The organism is Roseovarius tibetensis (assembly GCF_050896375.1).
In the GTDB taxonomy this organism is placed as follows: domain Bacteria; phylum Pseudomonadota; class Alphaproteobacteria; order Rhodobacterales; family Rhodobacteraceae; genus Roseovarius; species Roseovarius tibetensis.
On the sequence record NZ_JBPBBB010000004.1, the window covers coordinates 178,364 to 198,066 of the forward strand.

Annotated in this window: 18 protein-coding genes; 13 read left to right on the forward strand and 5 right to left on the reverse strand. The window is 65.5% G+C overall.

Annotation, left to right across the window (positions count from 1 at the left end):
- The first annotated feature begins 21 nt into the window (after positions 1-21).
- From ACROSR_RS04895 to rsmA, 6 genes are read left to right on the forward strand one after another with little or no spacing between them, the layout of a single operon-like run.
- Complete coding sequence (locus ACROSR_RS04895) at positions 22-1,149, forward strand: LptF/LptG family permease (protein WP_432682698.1); 1,128 nt, start codon at positions 22-24, stop codon at positions 1,147-1,149.
- Positions 1,146-2,237: an LPS export ABC transporter permease LptG gene (lptG, locus tag ACROSR_RS04900; protein ID WP_432682656.1), complete on the forward strand. Its 1,092-nt coding sequence runs from the start codon at positions 1,146-1,148 to the stop codon at positions 2,235-2,237. Before ACROSR_RS04895 ends, lptG begins: the two co-directional genes overlap by 4 nt.
- On the forward strand, positions 2,234-4,402 hold the full coding sequence (locus ACROSR_RS04905; protein ID WP_432682657.1) for an LPS-assembly protein LptD: 2,169 nt from the start codon (positions 2,234-2,236) through the stop codon (positions 4,400-4,402). The genes lptG and ACROSR_RS04905 overlap by 4 nt, the downstream gene beginning before the upstream one ends.
- Positions 4,390-5,655, forward strand: coding sequence for a peptidylprolyl isomerase (locus ACROSR_RS04910; protein ID WP_432682658.1), 1,266 nt, complete (start codon positions 4,390-4,392; stop codon positions 5,653-5,655). The genes ACROSR_RS04905 and ACROSR_RS04910 overlap by 13 nt, the downstream gene beginning before the upstream one ends.
- On the forward strand, positions 5,652-6,623 hold the full coding sequence (gene pdxA, locus ACROSR_RS04915; protein ID WP_432682659.1) for a 4-hydroxythreonine-4-phosphate dehydrogenase PdxA: 972 nt from the start codon (positions 5,652-5,654) through the stop codon (positions 6,621-6,623). Before ACROSR_RS04910 ends, pdxA begins: the two co-directional genes overlap by 4 nt.
- Positions 6,620-7,471, forward strand: a complete 852-nt coding sequence (gene rsmA / locus ACROSR_RS04920; RefSeq protein ID WP_432682660.1) for a 16S rRNA (adenine(1518)-N(6)/adenine(1519)-N(6))-dimethyltransferase RsmA — start codon at positions 6,620-6,622, stop codon at positions 7,469-7,471. The genes pdxA and rsmA overlap by 4 nt, the downstream gene beginning before the upstream one ends.
- A 214-nt stretch (positions 7,472-7,685) precedes the next feature.
- On the opposite strand, the gene ACROSR_RS04925 is transcribed toward rsmA, so the two are convergent.
- Positions 7,686-8,351 (reverse strand): DUF1638 domain-containing protein, encoded by a 666-nt coding sequence (locus ACROSR_RS04925; RefSeq protein ID WP_432682661.1) that lies wholly within the window; start codon positions 8,349-8,351, stop codon positions 7,686-7,688.
- 96 nt (positions 8,352-8,447) lie between these two features.
- On the opposite strand from ACROSR_RS04925, the gene ACROSR_RS04930 reads away from it, so the two are divergent.
- Entirely contained in the window at positions 8,448-8,939 is a 492-nt protein-coding gene (locus ACROSR_RS04930) for a hypothetical protein (protein ID WP_432682662.1), read from the forward strand.
- Positions 8,940-8,952: 13 nt separating this feature from the next.
- On the opposite strand, the gene ACROSR_RS04935 is transcribed toward ACROSR_RS04930, so the two are convergent.
- Entirely contained in the window at positions 8,953-9,657 is a 705-nt protein-coding gene (locus ACROSR_RS04935) for a corrinoid protein (RefSeq protein ID WP_432682663.1), read from the reverse strand.
- Between the two features lie 403 nt (positions 9,658-10,060).
- Positions 10,061-11,449 (reverse strand): M20/M25/M40 family metallo-hydrolase, encoded by a 1,389-nt coding sequence (locus ACROSR_RS04940; protein ID WP_432682664.1) that lies wholly within the window; start codon positions 11,447-11,449, stop codon positions 10,061-10,063.
- Positions 11,450-11,695: 246 nt separating this feature from the next.
- Here ACROSR_RS04940 and hemA point away from each other — a divergent pair, with 246 nt between their 5' ends.
- From hemA to ACROSR_RS04970, 6 genes are all read left to right on the forward strand, one after another.
- Positions 11,696-12,919 (forward strand): 5-aminolevulinate synthase, encoded by a 1,224-nt coding sequence (gene hemA / locus ACROSR_RS04945; RefSeq protein WP_432682700.1) that lies wholly within the window; start codon positions 11,696-11,698, stop codon positions 12,917-12,919.
- Positions 12,920-13,032: 113 nt separating this feature from the next.
- Positions 13,033-14,286: a helix-turn-helix domain-containing protein gene (locus tag ACROSR_RS04950; protein ID WP_432682665.1), complete on the forward strand. Its 1,254-nt coding sequence runs from the start codon at positions 13,033-13,035 to the stop codon at positions 14,284-14,286.
- 83 nt (positions 14,287-14,369) lie between these two features.
- A complete protein-coding gene (ispG, locus tag ACROSR_RS04955) occupies positions 14,370-15,497 on the forward strand; it encodes a flavodoxin-dependent (E)-4-hydroxy-3-methylbut-2-enyl-diphosphate synthase (protein WP_432682666.1) in 1,128 nt (375 codons plus the stop codon).
- Positions 15,498-15,714: 217 nt separating this feature from the next.
- Positions 15,715-16,065: a hypothetical protein gene (locus ACROSR_RS04960; protein ID WP_432682667.1), complete on the forward strand. Its 351-nt coding sequence runs from the start codon at positions 15,715-15,717 to the stop codon at positions 16,063-16,065.
- A complete protein-coding gene (locus ACROSR_RS04965; RefSeq protein WP_490166892.1) occupies positions 15,965-17,344 on the forward strand; it encodes a DNA-packaging protein in 1,380 nt (459 codons plus the stop codon). The genes ACROSR_RS04960 and ACROSR_RS04965 overlap by 101 nt, the downstream gene beginning before the upstream one ends.
- 158 nt (positions 17,345-17,502) lie before the next feature.
- Entirely contained in the window at positions 17,503-18,258 is a 756-nt protein-coding gene (locus tag ACROSR_RS04970; protein ID WP_432682668.1) for a GGDEF domain-containing protein, read from the forward strand.
- A gap of 167 nt (positions 18,259-18,425) precedes the next feature.
- Here ACROSR_RS04970 and ACROSR_RS04975 read toward each other — a convergent pair whose 3' ends face one another.
- Together ACROSR_RS04975 and ACROSR_RS04980 are read right to left on the reverse strand one after the other, a co-directional pair.
- Positions 18,426-19,094: a ChrR family anti-sigma-E factor gene (locus ACROSR_RS04975; protein ID WP_432682669.1), complete on the reverse strand. Its 669-nt coding sequence runs from the start codon at positions 19,092-19,094 to the stop codon at positions 18,426-18,428.
- Positions 19,095-19,099: 5 nt separating this feature from the next.
- Positions 19,100-19,660 carry a sigma-70 family RNA polymerase sigma factor gene (locus tag ACROSR_RS04980; RefSeq protein WP_432682670.1) on the reverse strand — a complete coding sequence of 187 codons (561 nt, stop codon included), beginning with the start codon at positions 19,658-19,660 and terminating at the stop codon, positions 19,100-19,102.
- Positions 19,661-19,703 lie beyond the last annotated feature (43 nt).

The window sequence follows — 19,703 nt, forward strand, 5'->3', positions numbered from 1 at the left end:
GTGACCAGATTCGACAGATACATGCTGTCGCAATTCCTCGTGATGTTCGGCTTTTTCGCGCTTGTTCTGGTCTCGATTTTCTGGATCAACAGCGCGGTGCGCATGTTCGACAAGCTGATCGGTGACGGCCAGCCCGCGTGGGTGTTTCTGGAATTCGCGGCGCTGACCCTGCCGGGTGTGATCGGGGTCGTGCTGCCGATCGCGGCCTTCGCGGCGGCGGTGTACGTGGTGTACCGGATGTCGTCGGAAAGCGAGCTGACGGTGATGCAGGCGATGGGCTATTCGCCGCTGCGTCTCATGCGTCCGTTGTTGATGTTCGGGGTGATCGTGGCCCTGATGATGTCGGTGCTGGCGCATGTCCTGATCCCCACCAGCATGAGCCAGCTGCGCCTGCGCGAAGACGAGGTGTCGCGCAACATCACGGCCCAGTTGCTGAGCGAGGGCGAGTTCTTGCACCCCGCGCCGGGCATCACCTTCTACATCCGCGAGATAACGCCGGCGGGTGAATTGCGCGATGTGTTCCTGTCCGATCGCCGCGGCCGCGACAGCGCGGTCACCTACACCTCGACGCGCGCCTACCTGGTGCAGGATCAGGGCGCCACGCGGCTGGTGATGGTGGCAGGGCTCGCCCAGACCATACGGCAGGACAGCGATCGTCTGTTCACGACCCATTTCGACGACTTCTCTTACGATATCAGCAGCCTTGTCAGTCGCGATGCGATCGATCTCGACAAGGTCGCCTACGCCTCGACCCTCGACATGCTGCGCGCCCCCGAGGCCGTCGCCGACCGCACCGGTACATCCTACGGTCTGGTCATGTCGCAACTGCACGGCCGGTTCACCGACGCGCTGATGGGCATCATCGCCGCGCTGGTGGGGTTCTGCACGCTTCTGGTCGGCAGCTACAGCCGGTTCGGCGTGTGGCGCCCGGTGGGTCTCGCCTTCGGGCTTCTGGTGGGTATCAAGATCGTCGAGAGCGCAGTGATCGCGCCGGTGCTGGTCAATGGCGCGCTGTGGCCGGTCTTGTACCTGCCGCCGCTGATCGGCGTGGCCGTCTCGATCCTGTTGCTGAGCCTTGCCACCCGTCCCGGCCTTCTGCGGCGGCTGGTCGCGCGTCTGCGGGGCCGGGTGACGGGAGCGCAGGCATGACGCTGCATCTCTATTTCGCGCGCCGCTTTCTGCTGAGCTTTCTGGGCGTGGCGCTGTCGCTGGCCGCGCTGATCGCGCTGATCGAGTTGCTGGACGAACTGGGCGATTTCCCCGACCGGCCGTTCGGGGATGTGCTGACGCTGGTACTCTACAAGATGCCGTGGGCGAATTACGAAATCCTGCCGCTTGTCATCATCCTGTCCTCGGTCGCGCTGTTCGTGCGGCTGGGGCGCAGTTCCGAGCTTGTGGTCGTGCGGGCATCGGGCCGGTCGGCGCTGGGCGGGCTGCTCGCGCCGGTCTGCGTGGCGCTGATCATCGGGTGTCTCGGGGTGGCCATCGGCAACCCTATCGTCGCGGCGACGTCGAAACGCGCGCACGATCTTCAGAACCTCTATCGCGGGGCCGAAACCGCGTCGCTCGCGATCGCGTCCGAGGGGCTGTGGCTGCGGCAGGGGGGCGAGAACGGGCAGACGGTGATGTTCGCAGCGCGCGCAAGCTCGGATCTGGGTACGCTCTACGAGCCGAGCTTTCTGGATTTCGACAGCGACGGCGCGCCGCTGCGGCGCATCCAGGCCGAGTCGGCCGTGCTTGCGACGGGCGAGTGGCTGTTGCGCGACGCGAAGGTCTGGGACCTGTCCGAGGACGGCAACCCCGAGGCCGGGGCACGGCGGATGGACACGCTTGCCATCCCGTCCGATCTGACGCAGGAGCGGATCATCGAAAGCTTCGGGCGGCCCCGCTACATCCCCGTCTGGGACCTGCCGGACTTCATCGCCCAGCTCGAGGCGTCGGGTTTCTCGGCGCGCCGCTATGCCATCTGGTTCCAGAGCGAACTGGCCCGCCCGGTGTTCTTCGCGGCGCTAGTGCTGATGTCGGCGACATTCACCATCCGGCATGCGCGCGGGGCCAATATGGGGCTGATGGTGCTGCTGGCGGTGATCGTGGGGTTCGGGCTTCATTACATCCGCAATTTCGCGCAGATCCTCGGTGAGAACGGGCAGATCCCGGTGGCGCTTGCGGCCTGGGCGCCGCCCGTCGCGTCGCTGTTTCTTGCTCTGGGGCTGCTGTTGCATCTGGAGGATGGATGAGACGCGTGTTGTGCCTTCTCGTCGCCGGGCTGGCGATGCTGGGTCCGGTGCGGGCACAAGAGACGCCCGGCCCTGCGATGCTGGTGGCCGACGAGGTGCGCCTGACCGCCGCGTCCACACTGGTCGCCACCGGCAATGTCGAGGCGATGTATCAAGGCCGCCGTCTGACGGCCGAGAGGATCGTTTACGACCGCAGCGCCGACCGGCTGACGATCACCGGTCCGCTGACCCTGACCGAAGCGGGTGACACCGTGGTGGTCGCACAAAGCGCAGAGCTGGACCGTGACCTGACCAACGGCATCCTGCGCGGCGCCCGCATCGTGATGCAGGACCAGTTGCAGCTTGCGGCCCGGCAGATGCGGCGCACCGACGCGCGGTATAACCAGCTTTACAAGGTGGCCGTGACCTCGTGCCGGATCTGCGAGGACGGGCGGCCGCCATTGTGGCAGATCCGGGCCGAACGGGTGGTCCACGATCAGGAAAAGCGCCAGCTTCATTTCGAGAATGCGCAGCTGCGCGTTCTTGACACGCCGATCCTGTACCTGCCGCGCCTGCGCCTGCCCGATCCGACGGTCGAGCGTGCAACGGGGTTTCTGACCCCGTCGCTGATCAATTCCAGTCTGTTGGGCACGGGCCTGCGCGTGCCGTATTTCATCCGGCTGGGCGACCATCGCGACCTGACGCTCGTGCCGTTCTGGGCGACCGAAACGCGCCGCCTTGGCCTGCGCTACCGGCAGGCGTTCCGACGCGGCGAGATCGAGATCAACGCGGCGGTGGCGGATGACGATTTCAACCAGCGCGGATCGCGGGGCTACCTGTTCGCCGAGGGGCGGTTCGATCTGCCACGTGATTTCACCCTGCGGTTCGATCTCGAGATGACCAGCGACGACACGTTTCTTCTGGATCACGGGTTTTCCGCCAAGGACCGGCTGACCAGCGAGGTGTCCGTCGAACGCGCCCGGCGCGACGAATACATCTACGGCGCGCTGGCGCATTACCGGTCCCTGCGCGACGGCGAAAGCAATGCCACATTGCCGTCGATCGTCGGCGATGCAGAATATCAACGGCGGTTTTTTCCCGCGCGCCTTGGTGGCGAGCTTCGGTTTTCGGCCGCCGCCCACAGCCATTATCGCAGGTCCGACCGTGTCACGGACGGCCCGGATTTCGACCGCTTCGCCGACGGGCGGGATGTCACGCGGCTGACCACGGGGCTGCACTGGCGGCGCAACTGGCTGTTGCCCGCGGGCGTGCTCGCCGAGTTCCGCCCCGGGGTGACGATTGATCATTTCGAGATCCGCCAGATCGGCATGACAGCCCAAGCGCAGGCCACCGAGATCACGCCGACAGCGGCCGCCCGGCTGCGCTGGCCGCTGATCCGGGCCGGGCGTGGGGGCGTTGCACATGTGATCGAGCCGGTGGCGCAGCTGGCCTGGTCGGGGGGCGCGAACCCCGACATTCCGCAGGATGAGAGCACGGCCATCGAGTTCGACGAGGGCAACCTGTTCAACGTGTCGCGTTTCAGCGCCCCCGACCGGCGCGAACGCGGCTACGCGGCGGCCTACGGGCTGAGCTACACTCGGATCGATCCCGAGGGCTGGCAGGGACGGCTGGCCGTCGGGCAGGTGCTGCGCGACGACCGCCTGCTGGAGCCCGACGGCACGCCCACCTTCACCCGGTCCTCGGGGCTGCGCGACCGCCGGTCGGATCTGCTGATCGCCGCGCAGATCCGCAATGCCAACGGCCTGACCGTCACCGCGCGCAGCCTATTTGACGGCGTGTGGGACACCACCAAGGCCGAGGCCCGCGCAAGCTGGTTCAACGACCGCACCGATATAGGGGCGACCTATATCTGGCTGTCCAACGATCCGCGCGAAAGCCGGCCCTCGACCGTGTCGGAATGGGCGATCGACGGCAGCTACCGCTTTGCCCGTCACTGGACCGCGCGCGCCGAATGGCGCTATGACGCGGTGACAGAACGCAACATCCGTGCCGGTGCCGGGCTGACCTATTCCAACGAATGCGTGGACATCACGCTTTCCGTCTCGCGCCGCTTCACCTCTTCGACTATCCTTGAACCTGAGACCAACATCGGCTTTACCGTGGGATTGCGGGGATTTTCCGCAGCGACCCAGGACCAGAGCTTTACACGGACATGCAGGAACTGATCACAATGACCCCCAGCTTGCGTCGCATCCCGGCCCTTTTGGCCAGCTTCATTCTCGGGATCGCGGTGGCTGTCGCGGCGCCGACCGGCCCGGTCGGGGCGCAAAACCTGTTCGCGCCGGTGATCTACGTCAACGATCAGGCAATCACGCGCTACGAATTGCAGCAGCGCGCGCGGATGCTGGGCCTGTTTCGCGCGCCCGGCGATCCGCAGCAGCTCGCCCGCGAGCAGTTGATCGAGGAACGCATCAAGCTCGAAGCGGCGCGAAACGCCGGTGTCAGCCTTCCCGACGAGGCGATCCGCAGCGGCATGGAGGAATTCGCGGGCCGCGCCGACATGGGGGCGGATGAATTCATCGCGGCGCTTTCTCAGGCCGGCGTGTCCGAGGAATCGTTCCGCGAATTCGTCCGGGCCGGGATCACGTGGCGCGAATTCACCCGCGCGCGCTTTGCCCCTCGCGTCTCTGTCAGCGACGCCGATCTGGAACGCGCCACGCAGGCGCTGACCGGCGGCTCGGCCGTGCGCGTGCTTCTGTCCGAGATCATCCTGCCGATCCAGAGCGCCGAACAGGCCGAGGCGCAGCAGAACCTTGCCGCGCGCATCGCCAACGTCGAGAGCGAAGCCCGCTTTGCCGCCTTTGCCCGCGAGCATTCCGCGGCCGGCACCGCCCGGCAGGGCGGGCGCATGAACTGGACGCAGGCCTCGGATCTGCCCGAGGGGCTGCGCCAGATCGTGCTCGCGCTGGCACCCGGAGATGTGTCCGACCCGTTGCCCATCGACGGGGCGTTGGCGATCTTCTTCATGCGCGATATCGAGGAGACCTCTGTCACCCGCCCGGACTATTCCGCGATCGAGTACGCGACCTACTACATCCCCGGCGGGCGCAGCCAAGAGGCGCTGCGCCGCGCCGCACGCGTCCGGGCCGACGTGGATACCTGCGACGATCTTTACGGCGTCGCGCAGGATCAGCCGCCCGAGGTGCTGGAACGCCGGTCGCAGCCCCCCGAAGAGATTCCAGCCGACATCGCCGCGCAGTTGCGGCGGCTGGACCCCGGTGAAACCTCGGCCGAGATCACGCGCGGTGACGGCCAGACGCTGGTCTTCCTGATGCTTTGTGGCCGGTCCCCCGAGCTGGACGGCGAGCAGCCCACCGTCGAGGACCTGTCGAACTTCATCCGCAACCAGCGCATCCAGTCCTTCGCCGACGGCTATCTCGAACAGTTGCGCGCCGAGGCGCGGATCGTCGAACCGTGAGGCGGCCCGTCGCGCTGACTTGCGGCGAGCCTGCGGGCATCGGCCCCGAGATCGCTGTCGCGGCGTGGCGTGTGGTGGGCACGGAGGTACCGTTTTTCCTGATCGGCGACCCGGACCACCTTCCCGACAATGCGCCGCATGTGGTCATCGATTCCCCGTCCGAGGCGACGGCGGCCGCGGCGCGGGGTCTGCCGGTGCTGCCGCATGACTTCCCCGGTCCGCGAACCCCCGGTACGCCTCAGCCGGCCCAGGCCCAGGGTGTGATCGACGTGATCGCGCGCGGCGTGAATCTGGTGCGATCGGGTCAGGCGCTGGCGCTTTGCACCGCGCCCATTCACAAGCAGGCGCTGCAGGAGGGGGCAGGGTTCAGCTATCCCGGCCATACCGAATATCTTGCGCATCTGGCGGGGGTGGACCGAGTGGTGATGATGCTCGCCTCGGACCGCCTGCGCGTGGTGCCGGCGACCATCCACATCCCGCTGGCCGAGGTGCCGGGTGCGCTGACCGGCGACCTGCTGGAGCAGGTGATCCGCATCACCCATGCCGCGTTGATCCGCGATTTCGGTTTTGCCGCCCCGCGTCTGGCCGTGGCCGGGCTGAACCCCCATGCCGGCGAGGGCGGGCGCATGGGCCGTGACGAGATCGAGGTCATTGCCCCGGTGCTGGACCGTCTGCGCGCCGAGGGGCTTGATCTGCGCGGGCCGCTATCGGCGGACACGATGTTTCATGCCGCGGCACGGGATCGTTACGATGCCGCCATCGCCATGTATCACGATCAGGCACTGATCCCGATCAAGACGCTGGATTTCGACCGCGGCGTGAATGTCACGCTGGGGCTGCCGTTCATCCGCACCTCGCCCGATCACGGCACGGCGTTCGACATCGCGGGACAGGGCACCGCCAATCCCACCTCACTGATCGAGGCGCTGCGCATGGCGTATCGCATGGGGCGGGCGCGCGCGGCATGAGCACGCTTGACGGGCTGCCGTCCCTGTCCCGCGTGATCGCCGCGCATGGCCTGACGGCGCGCAAGTCGATGGGCCAGAATTTCCTGCTGGATCTGAATCTGACATCCAAGATTGCCCGTCAGGCCGGCGATCTGGGCAACTGCGACGTGCTGGAGATCGGCCCTGGCCCCGGCGGGCTGACACGCGGTCTGCTGGCCGAGGGCGCGCGCCGGGTGTTGGCCATCGAGAAGGACGTGCGCTGTCTGGCCCCGCTGGCCGAGGTGGCCGAGGCTGCGGGCGGGCGCCTGCAGGTCATTCATGGCGACGCGCTGGACGTCGATCCGCTGGCGCATCTGACGCCGCCGATCCGGGTGGTGGCGAACCTGCCCTACAACGTGGGCACCGAATTGCTAGTGCGCTGGCTGACGCCTGCGGACTGGCCGCCCTTCTGGTCGTCGCTGACGCTGATGTTCCAGCGCGAAGTGGCCGAGCGGATCGTGGCCGCGCCCGGATCGAAGGCCTACGGGCGGCTGGCGCTGCTGGCGCAGTGGCGCGCCGACCCCCGGATCGTGCTGCATCTGCCGCCCGAGGCCTTTACCCCGCCGCCCAAGGTATCCAGCGCGGTGGTGCATCTGACGGCCCTCGACGCGCCGCGGTATCCGGCCGATCCGAAGATACTGGAGCGGGTCGTGGCAAAGGCGTTCAACCAGCGGCGCAAGATGCTGCGGGCGGCGCTGAAGGGCACCGCCCCCGATATCGAGGACCGGTTGATCGCCGCCGGTATCGCGCCCACCGACCGCGCCGAGACGGTGGATCTGGAGCGGTTCTGCGCGCTGGCCCGGCTGATGCCCGGCGGGGCGGAGGGATGACAAGGAGCCTCGGGCGCACACTTGGGCTGCAGCCCCGGCGCGACGCACCACAGCGCCATCGCATGTCCGCCCTGCCGGACAGGCGATTTGGAAAAGCCGAGCGCGTCGATCGGGGCTATTTCGGTGTGGCAGGGATAAGGCGCGTTGAAAAACGGTTGGGCTCGCCTGCCCGCGGACATGCGATGGCGCTGCTTTGGCAACCCGTCGCCCTTTGTCAGGTATCGGGTGTCGTCGCCTCGCGTTGCAACACCGTTTCCAGATCGCCGTAACCGGTGAAGCGGTACTCGTAATCCAGCCCCAACCGGGCGGCGCAGTCGCGGGCCTTGGCCTCGAGCGCGGCATCCTTGGTCTGCGCCTGGTAGATCAGCGTGGTGTAGTTGCCAAAGATCATGTCGCGCAGCTCGGGATGCCGGTCGAGGCCCATGGGCCGCCAGACGAAGGCATCGAATTGCCGCACCAGGAAATCCGTCAGGTAGAAGGCCGTGATTTCGTCGTCATGCGCTGCGAAGGCCTCCACCCCTTCGAAAAAGGCGTAGCAATGCGGGCCGGTGACCATCTCGACGCCGAGTTCCGCGCATTTGGCCTGTAACAGACCGCCGGTGCCGCAATCTGCATAGACGACGAAGACACGGGCATAATCGGCACTACGCTCGGTCACGGCGCGCTCGACCTCTGCGGGGATGCGGTCGGGATAAAGGTGCAGCTTGGCCGGCAGGCAGTGCAGATCCATGTGATCCCAGCCGTTGAGCCGTTTCAGCGCGAGGATCTCGTGCGCGAGCGCGCCGCAGGCGATCAGCAGGATCCGGCCCGCGCCGCTGGCCGCGAGGCCCTCGCGGGTCAGCGTGGCGGGATCGGGCAGGGATGTGTCGCGGTCGTTCACTGGGTCTGACCTTTTCGTTTCATCATGCGGGAGGGTTTTGTGACCCGGCCCTGTGCTGGTAGTGTCAAGACACACACCCTTGCAGGATATCCGCGCATGACCTTCGCGTCCAAGCTTTCCGCCGCCCGCGCCGCGCTATTCCGCAGCCTCGGGCTGATGTTCATCTCTGGCTTTTTCGCCACCGTCGCCTTCGACCTCTGGGGGCAGGTCGTCAGCCCGAGCCTCGGCTTTGCCACCCTGTCGCCGCATGGGCTGGCGAAAAGCCTGCTGGGGGCGTATGGCCTGCCGAATGGCGATTTCGCCGGGTATTTCGTGCATTTCTATCTTGTCGGGCTGGTCGGTTACCCGGTGGGCTGGCTGCATGTGTTCCGTCCCGTCTGGTCCCGGCTCGGCCCACGGGGCGGGTGGCCGGTCGGCGCCGCAATCTACGGCTTCGGGCTGTGGCTGTTCGCCATCGGCGGCATCACCGCGCTTGCGGGGCTGCCGTTCTTTCTGAATTTCACCGGCATCACCTGGGTCGCGCTGGCGGGGCATGTGCTCTACGGCGTCGTTCTGGTGGCGGTTCTACGCCTGTTCGGCGCGCGGTGACCGCGCGCCCTGCTCAGACCGTGGCCAGCGAGTTGTGCTTGCGCGCCATGAAGGTCTTGGCGGTTTCCACGGCGACGGCGGCATCGCGGCAATAGGCATCGGCCCCGATCGCGCGGCCGAACTCCTCGTTCAGCGGCGCGCCGCCCACCAACACGATGTAATCGTCGCGCTTGCCTTCGGCGATCATCGTGTCGATCACCACCTTCATGTAGGGCATCGTGGTGGTCAGCAGGGCCGACATGCCCAGGATATCGGGCTTTTCGCTTTCCAGCGCGGCAAGGTAGTTCTCGACCGGGTTGTTGATGCCGATATCGACCACCTCGAATCCCGCGCCCTCCATCATCATCGACACCAGGTTCTTGCCGATGTCGTGGATGTCGCCCTTGACCGTGCCGATCACCATCTTGCCGACGCGCGGCGCGCCGGTCTCGGCCAGCAGCGGTTTCAGGATGAACATGCCGCCCTTCATCGCGTTGGCCGCCAGCAGCACCTCGGGGACGAACAGGATGCCGTCGCGGAAATCCTTGCCGACGATGGTCATGCCGCCGACCAGCGCCTCGGTCAGGATGCGGTAGGGCTGCCAGCCGCGTTCCAGCAGGATGTTGACGCTTTCCTCGATCTCGTCCCGCAGGCCGTCATAGAGGTCGTCGAACATCTGCTGGACAAGCTCCTCGTCGTCCAGGTCCGCGAGGATGAGGTCGTCTTCTTGGTCCGACATCGTGGGAATCCCTGACTGATATGCGATTGCGCATGGTGGCATCTCTTCAACCACTTGACCCATCCCGCGCGGTCCCACTTTCCGAATTGCGACGCAGGTCACACCGCGACCGACCTGCGGGTCCGGATTCGGGACGCTGTGGCGGAAATGTCGACATGGTTCGGGGGCCGGCAGGGCTGAACCGGGCTTGGGCGGAAATCGGGAATTTCGCCCCGCGCTGAATCTTGGTTCCGCGCGGAGTCAACGCCAAAGGCCGGCGCGCATCGCCCGGCCGCCCCCCGTCAGGCGATTTGGCTGCAACCTGCACAGCGCGCCAAACGTTTCCTGACTTGGCTGGCATAAAGCACTGCCAAACTCAGGATGGATCGCCGCACTGCAGCCCGTCGATGCGCGGCGGCGCTGCTTACCGCGCCAGTGCGTCGAGGACGCGCGCCCAGCTTCGGATGCCCTTGTGGAAACTATCGACGTTGTATTTCTCGTTGGGGGAATGGATGGCGTCGTCTTCCTGGGCAAAGCCGATCAGCATGGCATCCAGCCCGAGGATCTGCTTGAAATATCCTGCGATCGGGATCGAGCCGCCCATGCCCGCGAACACCGCCTCGCGGTTCCACTCGTCGCTGAGCGCCTGTCGCGCGGCCTCGAATTCGGGGCGATCGGTGTTCATGACCGCCGCCGGCGAGCCGTCGAGATCCTGGTTCCACGTCACCGTCGCGTCGGTCGACAGCCGGTCCTCGACATGTTTGCGGATCTTGCCGCGCAGGCTGTCGGGGTCCATGTCGCCGACCAGCCGGCAGGTCAGCTTGCAATGCGCCTCGGCGGGGATCACGGTCTTGGTGCCCGCCCCCTGATAGCCACCCCAGAGGCCGTTGATTTCCAGCGTCGGGCGCGCCCACTGCTGGACGAGCGTGGAATAGCCCGCCTCGCCATGCGGCATCGTCATGCCGACCGATGACAGGTATTCGCCCTCGTCGAAACCGCAGTGTTCCCATTGCCTGAGCTGGTCTGCGGGCACCTCATGGACGCCCTCGTAGAACCCTTCCACCGCGACGCGGCCCTGGTCGTCATGGAAGGATGCGATGATATTCGCGATCTCGCGCAGCGGGTTGAGCGCGGGGCCGCCGTAATGGCCCGAATGCAGGTCGATGCGCGGCCCGTGCAGTGTGAATTCGTCCTTGAGCATGCCGCGCAATTGCGACGAGATCGACGGCACGCCCGGCGCGACCATCGAGGTGTCGCAGATCAGCGCGAGATCGGCGTCAAGCTCGGCTGCGTTCTCGTTCAGGAAGGGTATCAGCGAGGGCGAGCCCGATTCCTCTTCGCCCTCGAAGAAAAAGGTAATGCGGCAGGGCAGGTGGCCGTGGACGTCGTCCCAGGCGCGGCAGGCCTCGACGAAGGTCATCAACTGCCCCTTGTCGTCAGAGGCCCCGCGCGCGCGGATTACCCGGCCCTTTTCGGTGTCCTGAATTTCAGGCGCGAAGGGGTCTGTATCCCACAGGTCCAGCGGATCGACGGGTTGCACGTCGTAATGTCCGTAAAACAGCAGATGCGGGCCGGTCGCCCCCTCGGGACCATCGATATGCCCCACGACCATCGGGTGGCCCGGCGTGGGGCGTTTTTCCGCCGCGACCCCAAGACTGACCAGATCGGCCACGAGCCAATCCGCCGCAGCCTCGCAATGTTGCCCATAGGCAGGATCGGTCGAGATGGACGGAATGCGCAACAGCCCTGTAAGGCGGTCGAGGGCGTCGGGCAACGAATCGTCGATACGGTCGAGAACGGCGGAAAGGGACATGTTGGGCCTTTGGGTTCGGGAAGGATCTTGCGCCGCGATCGTAACAGGCGATCGCATACTGTCCAGCGGCTTGATCGCGCCTTGACACAGGTCAAGGAGGCGCGGGGCGGCAATTTGTAACCTGTTGTCTGGACAGGATGCGACATATATGCATTTTGAAAATGGAATATGTGTGACGTGACATGCCGGGAGGCGCGCCCGGAGCAGAGGAGACCCCGCCGGGGTATGGAAGAAAAGGATCTGCCAGTGGATTATTCGGCCAAACTGGATCAAGCGATCGATCGTCTGCACGAGGAAGGGCGCTATCGCACCTTCATCGACATCGAGCGGCGCAACGGCAACTTTCCGCATGCCGTCTGGCGCAAGCCCGACGGGGACGAGGCGCAGATCACGGTATGGTGCGGCAACGATTATCTGGGCATGGGCCAGCATCCTGTCGTTCTGGCGGCGATGCACGAGGCGATCGACGCCACCGGCGCCGGCTCGGGCGGGACGCGCAACATCAGTGGCACCACGGTCTATCACAAGCGGCTGGAGGCCGAGCTGGCCGATCTGCACGGCAAGGAGGCCGCGCTGCTGTTCACCTCGGCCTATATCGCCAATGACGCGACGCTCAGCACGCTGCCCCGGCTGTTTCCGGGCCTCATCATCTATTCCGACGCGCTGAATCACTCCAGCATGATCGAGGGTGTGCGCCGCAATGGCGGGGCCAAGCGGATCTTTCGGCACAACGATGTCGCGCACCTGCGCGAACTCATGGCCGCCGACGATCCCGACGCACCCAAGCTGATTGCGTTTGAATCTGTCTATTCGATGGACGGCGATTTCGGCCCGATCGAGGAGATTTGCGATCTGGCCGACGAGTTCGGCGCGCTGACCTATATCGACGAGGTGCACGCGGTCGGCATGTACGGCCCGCGCGGCGCCGGCGTGGCCGAGCGTGACCGCCTGATGCACCGGCTGGACATCATCAACGGCACGCTGGCCAAGGCGTATGGCGTGATGGGGGGCTATATCGCGGCCTCTGCGCGGATGTGCGACGCGATCCGGTCCTACGCGCCGGGCTTCATCTTCACCACGTCGCTGCCGCCGGCGGTGGCGGCCGGGGCCGCGGCCAGCGTGGCGCATCTCAAGCGCGACCGCGGGCTGCGCGAGCAGCACCAGACGCAGGCCAAGATCCTCAAGACGCGGCTCAAGGGGCTGGGCCTGCCGCTGATCGACCATGGCAGCCATATCGTGCCGGTGATCGTCGGCGACCCGGTTCATACCAAACAGCTCAGCGACATGCTGCTCGAAGGGTACGGCATCTACGTGCAGCCGATCAACTACCCCACGGTGCCGCGCGGGACCGAGCGTTTGCGCTTTACCCCGTCGCCCGTGCATGGACCGGACGAGATGGACGGCCTGCTGCGCGCCATGGACGAGCTGTGGTCGCATTGTGCGCTGAACCGCGCAGAGTTGGCCGGTTAACACTTCTGCGCGTGCAATGGATTTTGCGATGTGCTAATCTTCGAGTAATAAGATGGTGGCTAGACTCGGTCTGATCGGGTTAAGGCGACAGACACGCAAGAGGCACAGAGCGCATGGTTGGGCGGCGAATTCCCCGCGTTTTCGAGGGTGATGATCCTGATGTTCGCGGGTTCGACGCGTTCGATTTGCGGCTTGGTGACCTCATGCGCGGCGAGCGTGCGACGCTCGGAAAATCTCTTCTGGATGTCGAACGAGAGCTGAAGATCAAGGCGAATTATGTCGCCGCGATCGAAAATGCCGATCCGTCGGTATTTGACACGCCGGGCTTCATTCCCGGATATGTCAGATCCTATGCCCGGTATCTGGGCATGGACCCGGACAAGGCGTTCAAGACCTTTTGCGCGGAATCCGGATTTTCCATCGCGCACGGAATGTCCGCCGAAGCGTCGTCGGTGCGCAAGCCCGTCATCGCCCCCACGCGCAAGACGCAGGCGCAGCAAGATCCGCTGATCTCCCCGAATACGCCGTTCCTGCCCGCCAGCGAGAGTTTCATGGCCCGGGTGGAGCCGGGCGCGATCGGATCGGCGCTGGTTCTCGTGGCTTTGATCACGGCCATTGGCTATGGCGGCTGGAGCGTTCTGCGACAGGTACAGCAGGTCCAGTTGTCGCCTGTCGAGAACACGCCATCGGTTCTCGCCGATCTAGACCCGCTGAGCGGGGCGATGGCCCCGGACGACAGCAACGCGGAGGACAGCGACGCGGCCGGAGTCTTTCAACCGCCCCGCGACGAGCGGATGAGCCGCCTTTACCGTCCCAAGGCGCTGGACGTGCCGGTCATGGTCGCGCGCGATGCGCCGATTTCCACACTCGATCCGCGCGAGGTCGGCACGCTGGCGCGCGACACGTCCATGCCAGAAATCGACCGAAGCATCGAGATGGCCCTGCGCGAAGCGCAACGTCCCGATACCGATGTCAGTTCCGGCCCGGACGCGGACGCGGAGACCCCCGCGACACCGCAGGTCGTCGAGGGGGCGCCGGCGCAATTACAGGTGGTCTCGGTGCGCCCGTCCTGGGTCCGCGTGCGCGGCGGGGATGGCACCGTCATTTTCGAGGGCATCATGAACGCGGGTGAGACATATGATGTGCCGATGACGGAAGAACCGCCAACCATACGGATCGGGGCGTCGGGTGCCGTCTACTTCGCGGTGAACGGTCAGCACTACGGACCGGCAGGCGCGCGCGGGGCGGTGACGTCGAACCTGGCGCTGGCGCCGGATACGCTGACCGACCGTTACGCGGTGGCCGATATCGATGCCGATCAGGATCTCATGCAATACGTGGCCGAACTGGACACATCCCGCGACTGAACGGTCACGGGTGATTGCCCCGCTGGCATGTGCGTATTACCTTGATCCCGAAACGTCATACCAGACCGGATGGGATCAACGAGATGTCGCTCAACCATATACGTCCGTGGCGCAACATTTACCGCCGCAAAAGCCGCCAGATCATGGTGGGCAACGTGCCTGTCGGTGGCGACGCGCCGATATCCGTTCAGACCATGACCAACACGCTGACCACCGACGTGGCGGGCACCGTCGCACAGGTGCAGGCCGCCGCCGAGGCGGGCGCGGATATCGTGCGCGTCTCTGTCCCCGACGAGCCGTCGTCGCGGGCGCTGAAGCAGATCGTCGCCGAGAGCCCCGTGCCCATCGTTGCCGACATCCATTTCCATTACAAGCGCGGGATCGAGGCCGCCGAGGCGGGCGCGGCCTGTCTGCGCATCAATCCCGGAAATATCGGTGACGAACGCCGCGTCCGCGAGGTGATCGCGGCGGCGCGCGATCACGGGTGCTCGATGCGGATCGGGGTCAATGCCGGATCGCTGGAAAAGCATCTTCTGGACAAATACGCCGAGCCCTGCCCCGATGCGATGGTGGAATCCGGCCTTGATCATATCCGGTTGCTTCAGGACAACGACTTTCACGAATTCAAGATCAGCGTGAAGGCGTCGGACGTGTTCATGGCGGCCGCCGCCTATCAGCAACTGGCCGAGGCGACCGACGCGCCCCTGCATCTCGGGATCACCGAGGCCGGGGGCCTGACCAGCGGCACGATCAAGAGCGCGATCGGCCTTGGCAACCTTCTGTGGTCGGGGATCGGTGACACCATCCGTGTCAGCCTGTCGGCCGACCCCGTCGAAGAGGTCAAGGTCGGGTTCGAGATCCTGAAAAGCCTTGGCCTGCGGCATCGCGGGGTCAACATCATCTCCTGTCCGTCCTGTGCGCGGCAGGGCTTTGACGTGATCAAGACCGTCGAGATCCTCGAGGAACGGCTGGAACACATCAAGACTCCGATGAGCCTGTCGATCATCGGCTGCGTGGTGAACGGCCCGGGCGAGGCGCTGATGACCGATGTCGGCTTTACCGGCGGTGGCGCGGGCAACGGCATGGTCTATCTCGCCGGCGCACAAAGCCACCGCATGGACAATGAACGGATGATCGACCACATCGTCGAACAGGTCGAGAAACGCGCCGCCGAAATCGAGGCTGGCGAGGTCACACAGGCAGCGGAGTAGTCGCCGTCGCGCCTCAAGTGGTTAAGAAAATGTAAATAAACCAGACGCTTGGCGCGCGGTGCGATTTGACTCACCGCGCGGTCTCGCGTATAGGTTGTGGCATGCTGGACGAGGTGGGCAAGCGGCCCCGGGGAACACCCCGGTGGCCGTTTTTTCATGTCGGCACGGCGGAGGGCTCCCCTGAAAGAAGAGATAATCGCATGAGGCAAGAGCACGCATGGTTTTGATCACCCCCGACGAGGGGCCCACGGGCCTGACGACCTCTATCAACGCGCTGGAGCGGCAACTGGCGGATATGCGCGAGGAACTGGAGGATCTGTATCTGCGGATCAAGGCCGGGGATCTGGACGAGCTGAAGAACGCAACCAAGGCCACCGGGGAAATCCGGCAATGGCTGAAGATCGCAATAGAAGCGGAGGCGCAACTTGAAAAACGCAAGCGACAAGAGCGTGGCATCGTCCACGGATATGCCATCGATTTCGACGACGCCCGAACTGAGATCGGGTGCCGCATGGATCGTCTCAGAAGGGCAAGATGTTCAGGACGCCTTCCTCGATGCTCTAAGTGACGGTGAATTGCTGGCGCTGCCCTATATCTTCGACTTCTGGGCGCTGGATCACCAGTTGCCGCCGGATGGCGACTGGCGCACGTGGATTGTGATGGGCGGGCGCGGCGCGGGCAAGACGCGCGCCGGGGCCGAATGGGTCCGCGCGCAGATCGAGGGCGCGCGCCCGCTGGATGCCGGGCGCTGCACGCGCCTTGCGCTGGTGGGCGAGACCATTGACCAGGTGCGCGACGTGATGATCTTTGGCGAAAGCGGGATCATGGCGTGCTCTCCGCCCGACCGGCGCCCCGAATGGCAGGCCACACGCAAACGCCTCGTCTGGCCCAACGGCGCCACCGCGCAGGCATTTTCCGCGCATGACCCCGAGGGGTTGCGCGGGCCGCAATTCGACGGTGCCTGGGTCGATGAACTGGCCAAGTGGAAAAAGGCGCGCGAGACGTGGGACATGCTGCAATTCGGGTTGCGGCTGGGTGACGACCCGCGCGTCTGCGTGACCACGACCCCGCGCAACGTGGGCGTGCTGAAGGATGTGCTGGCCGCCGACAGCACGGTTGTCACCAGCGCGCCGACCGAGGCCAACGCGGCGTTTCTCGCCGACGGGTTCCTCGACGAGGTGCGGGCGCGCTATGCGGGCACGCGGCTGGGTCGGCAGGAACTGGACGGTGTTCTGGTCGATGCCGCCGAGGACGCGCTCTGGACGCCCGCGATGCTGGAGGCGTGCCGGCTGGACGTGGTGCCCGATCTCGACCGTATCGTTGTCGCGGTCGATCCGCCGGTCACCGGCCATGCCGGGTCGGATGAATGCGGAATCGTGGTGGTGGGCGCGGTCACGCAAGGTCCAGTGCAGGACTGGCGGGCCTATGTGCTGGCCGATGCCAGCGTCAGCGCCGCCAGTCCAGCGGCCTGGGCCAAGGCCGCGATCCGCGCGATGGAGCACTGGGGCGCCGAGCGGCTGGTCGCCGAGGTCAATCAGGGGGGCGACATGGTGGAACAGGTGATCCGCCAGATCGACCCGCTGGTGCCGTTTCGGTCGGTGCATGCGGGTCGTGGCAAGGGCGCGCGGGCCGAGCCTGTGGCAGCGCTCTACGAGCAGGGGCGGGTGCATCATGTCCGCGACGGCGGCGCGCTGAATGCCCTCGAAGACCAGATGTGCGCCATGACCGCGCGCGGCTTCGAGGGCAAGGGCAGCCCCGACCGGGCCGATGCCCTTGTCTGGGCGCTGACCGACCTGATCGTCACGCCGTCTGCCAAATGGCGCCGGCCAGGTGTGCGGTCGGTGTGACTCGCATACTGCGGGATGCGCCCCGGTGGCGCATCCCGAAAAGTGTGGTCTGAGCCATTGTCGCGGTTTTTGCCAAAATCCTAGGGACTTTCCGCCCCCGCAGGCACCCCGCGTTAACGCCGGGCGGGCATCGTGACCCCGTGTTGAAAGGGGACCCGATGATCGGTTGGCAGTTGAAAACCCGCAAGGATCAATTTCGCTTCACGGTGGTGGTTTCGGTTACCGTCCTGATGCTCAGCCTCGTGTTGCGGTCGATCATCATGCCTCCCGATCTGGTCAAGCGTACGCTTGTGCCGGATGCGGCGATGGCGCTGATGATTGCGGTGCCGATCACCTGGATCATCGGACGGCGGTTACGCGAGGTGCAGGACCTGAGTACGCGTCTGGAACATGCCCTGGACCACGATCTGCTGACCGGCGTCCATACGCGCGCCAGCTTTTACAAAAGGATCGGCGCATTGCAGGATGTGCCCTGCGGGGTGATCGTCGTGGATATCGACCATTTCAAGGGGTTCAATGATCGCCATGGGCATTTTGCCGGCGATCAGGCGCTTCGGCAATTCGCCGCGATCCTGACAAGCAACTGCCGCAACGCGGATATCGTGGCGCGCTTCGGGGGCGAGGAATTCGTGATCGTGCTGCGCGGCGCCGATCTGGACGCCGGGTATGCGGTGGCGGACCGGCTTGCCCGCCGCGTCCGGAAAAGCCCGATCTTCTTTGGCGCGCAAAGCCTGCAACTGACCGCGAGTTTCGGGGTCGCCGCCCTGTCGCGGGGCGAAGATGTGGACACGGTTCTGCAACAGGCCGACCGGGCGCTCTACCGCGCCAAACATGCCGGGCGCGACCGTGCCGTCGTGCACGATCCGGAATGCGAGGGCGATACGTACGCGCCAATCCGAAATCGTGCATCATGACCCTTGGGGGGACTTAATTGATGGCAGATCAGCCCGGTGGGTTTTGCGCATACGGCCAGGCGAGCCGCGTCCGCATGACACATCGTTTGCGAGGCTTTGTCACGTGACGTCTGGTTGCGCAATCGTGACAGCGATCCACGACCCTGAAACCCCGCATCCGCGCGCCGTCAGATTCGCAGGAAGGGTTGAGCAAGCCGCGGTATGAGGGACCGGAACCGAAGCGGGCCGTCCGTGGCCGCGAGGCAAATGCAGTCTGCACCGATGTCGGCGATCGGCGTATGATCAAGGTCCTCGTTGGCCACCTCGATGTCGCCGGGACCGAAATGATCCACCTCGTCGACGAACGCGCCCTGCAGCACGAGGGTCAATTCGGTGCCGCGGTGCCCGTGATCGGGAACCGCCACCCCTGCCGGAATGAACAGAAGCCGCGCCGAGGCATCGCGCGAGGTCGGCAGGATGGCCTGTTTCACACCCATGCCCACCAGACGCCAACGCACGTTGTCCAGAGAGCCGCCGACATAATCGTGCAGCGGCGCGGGCAATACCGTTGAGCCAGTCCGCCGGGCAGCGGGTCGCGTCGATCCCGTGTCGGTCGGACCGCCTGCGCGGATCAGCGCCATGGTCGCCGCGAGGCTGTCCTCGCCGACATCTTCGGTCGCGCTGCGTTCGATCATCGCACCGCCGACGCAGTCGAACGCGCCGAGGCGGGCGCGGCAATCGTCACACATGGAAACATGCGTCGCGACAGTCAGGCTGAAGGCCTCGGGCAGCACGCCTGCGGAATATGCCATCAGCAAGGCGTCGGTGAGGTGATGTTTGATCTGGCTATCTGTCATGGCTGTCACTTCATTTCGTGGCGCAGTCGATCGAGCGCCAGTCGGATACGGGATTTGATCGTGCCGAGCGGAAGCCCGGTTTGCTGGGCGATCTCGGAATGGCTCAGGTCGCCGAAATACGCCTTTTCGATCAGGACGCGCTGCTTGTCGGGCAGGGCCGAGATGGCCTCGCCAAGCTGATGACTTTCCTGTTGCAGCACCAGCACGTCGGCCTGATCGGGTTCCGCCTCGTTGCCCCACGGAAGGTCCTCGGGCTCGGGCCGCTTCTGCTTGCGCAACGCGTCGATCTTTCGGTTGCGTGCGATCGTGAAGATCCATGTCGCCGCAGTGGCGCGGGCCGGATCGAACATATGCGCCTTTTGCCAGAGCGTCGCCATCACCTCTTGCGTACATTCCTCTGCCAGCGTGGCGTCCGATCCGGACCGCATCAGGAAGCCTTTGACCCGCGGTGCGAAATGCGCGAAGAGCCGGGCGAACGCCTGTTCATCCCTGTCATCACGTATGAGAGCAATGCACGCCACCCAGTCCTCGTTTTCTGCTTCGCGTTTCTCGTTCGTCGATGTCACGTCACCAATCCTGCCGCACCTGCTGTTTCGACCCGTGCGTATC

Excerpts from the sequence above, each read along its gene's own strand:
- ACROSR_RS04895 (WP_432682698.1), top strand. The coding sequence starts at position 22 with ATGCTGTCGCAATTCCTCGTGATGTTCGGCTTTTTCGCGCTTGTTCTG.
- lptG (WP_432682656.1), top strand. The coding sequence starts at position 1,146 with ATGACGCTGCATCTCTATTTCGCGCGCCGCTTTCTGCTGAGCTTTCTG.
- ACROSR_RS04905 (WP_432682657.1), top strand. The coding sequence starts at position 2,234 with ATGAGACGCGTGTTGTGCCTTCTCGTCGCCGGGCTGGCGATGCTGGGT.
- ACROSR_RS04910 (WP_432682658.1), top strand. The coding sequence starts at position 4,390 with ATGCAGGAACTGATCACAATGACCCCCAGCTTGCGTCGCATCCCGGCC.
- rsmA (WP_432682660.1), top strand. The coding sequence starts at position 6,620 with ATGAGCACGCTTGACGGGCTGCCGTCCCTGTCCCGCGTGATCGCCGCG.
- ACROSR_RS04930 (WP_432682662.1), top strand. The coding sequence starts at position 8,448 with ATGACCTTCGCGTCCAAGCTTTCCGCCGCCCGCGCCGCGCTATTCCGC.
- ACROSR_RS04935 (WP_432682663.1), bottom strand. The coding sequence starts at position 9,657 with ATGTCGGACCAAGAAGACGACCTCATCCTCGCGGACCTGGACGACGAG.
- ACROSR_RS04940 (WP_432682664.1), bottom strand. The coding sequence starts at position 11,449 with ATGTCCCTTTCCGCCGTTCTCGACCGTATCGACGATTCGTTGCCCGAC.
- ACROSR_RS04950 (WP_432682665.1), top strand. The coding sequence starts at position 13,033 with ATGGTTGGGCGGCGAATTCCCCGCGTTTTCGAGGGTGATGATCCTGAT.
- ispG (WP_432682666.1), top strand. The coding sequence starts at position 14,370 with ATGTCGCTCAACCATATACGTCCGTGGCGCAACATTTACCGCCGCAAA.
- ACROSR_RS04960 (WP_432682667.1), top strand. The coding sequence starts at position 15,715 with ATGGTTTTGATCACCCCCGACGAGGGGCCCACGGGCCTGACGACCTCT.
- ACROSR_RS04965 (WP_490166892.1), top strand. The coding sequence starts at position 15,965 with ATGCCATCGATTTCGACGACGCCCGAACTGAGATCGGGTGCCGCATGG.
- ACROSR_RS04970 (WP_432682668.1), top strand. The coding sequence starts at position 17,503 with ATGATCGGTTGGCAGTTGAAAACCCGCAAGGATCAATTTCGCTTCACG.
- ACROSR_RS04975 (WP_432682669.1), bottom strand. The coding sequence starts at position 19,094 with ATGACAGATAGCCAGATCAAACATCACCTCACCGACGCCTTGCTGATG.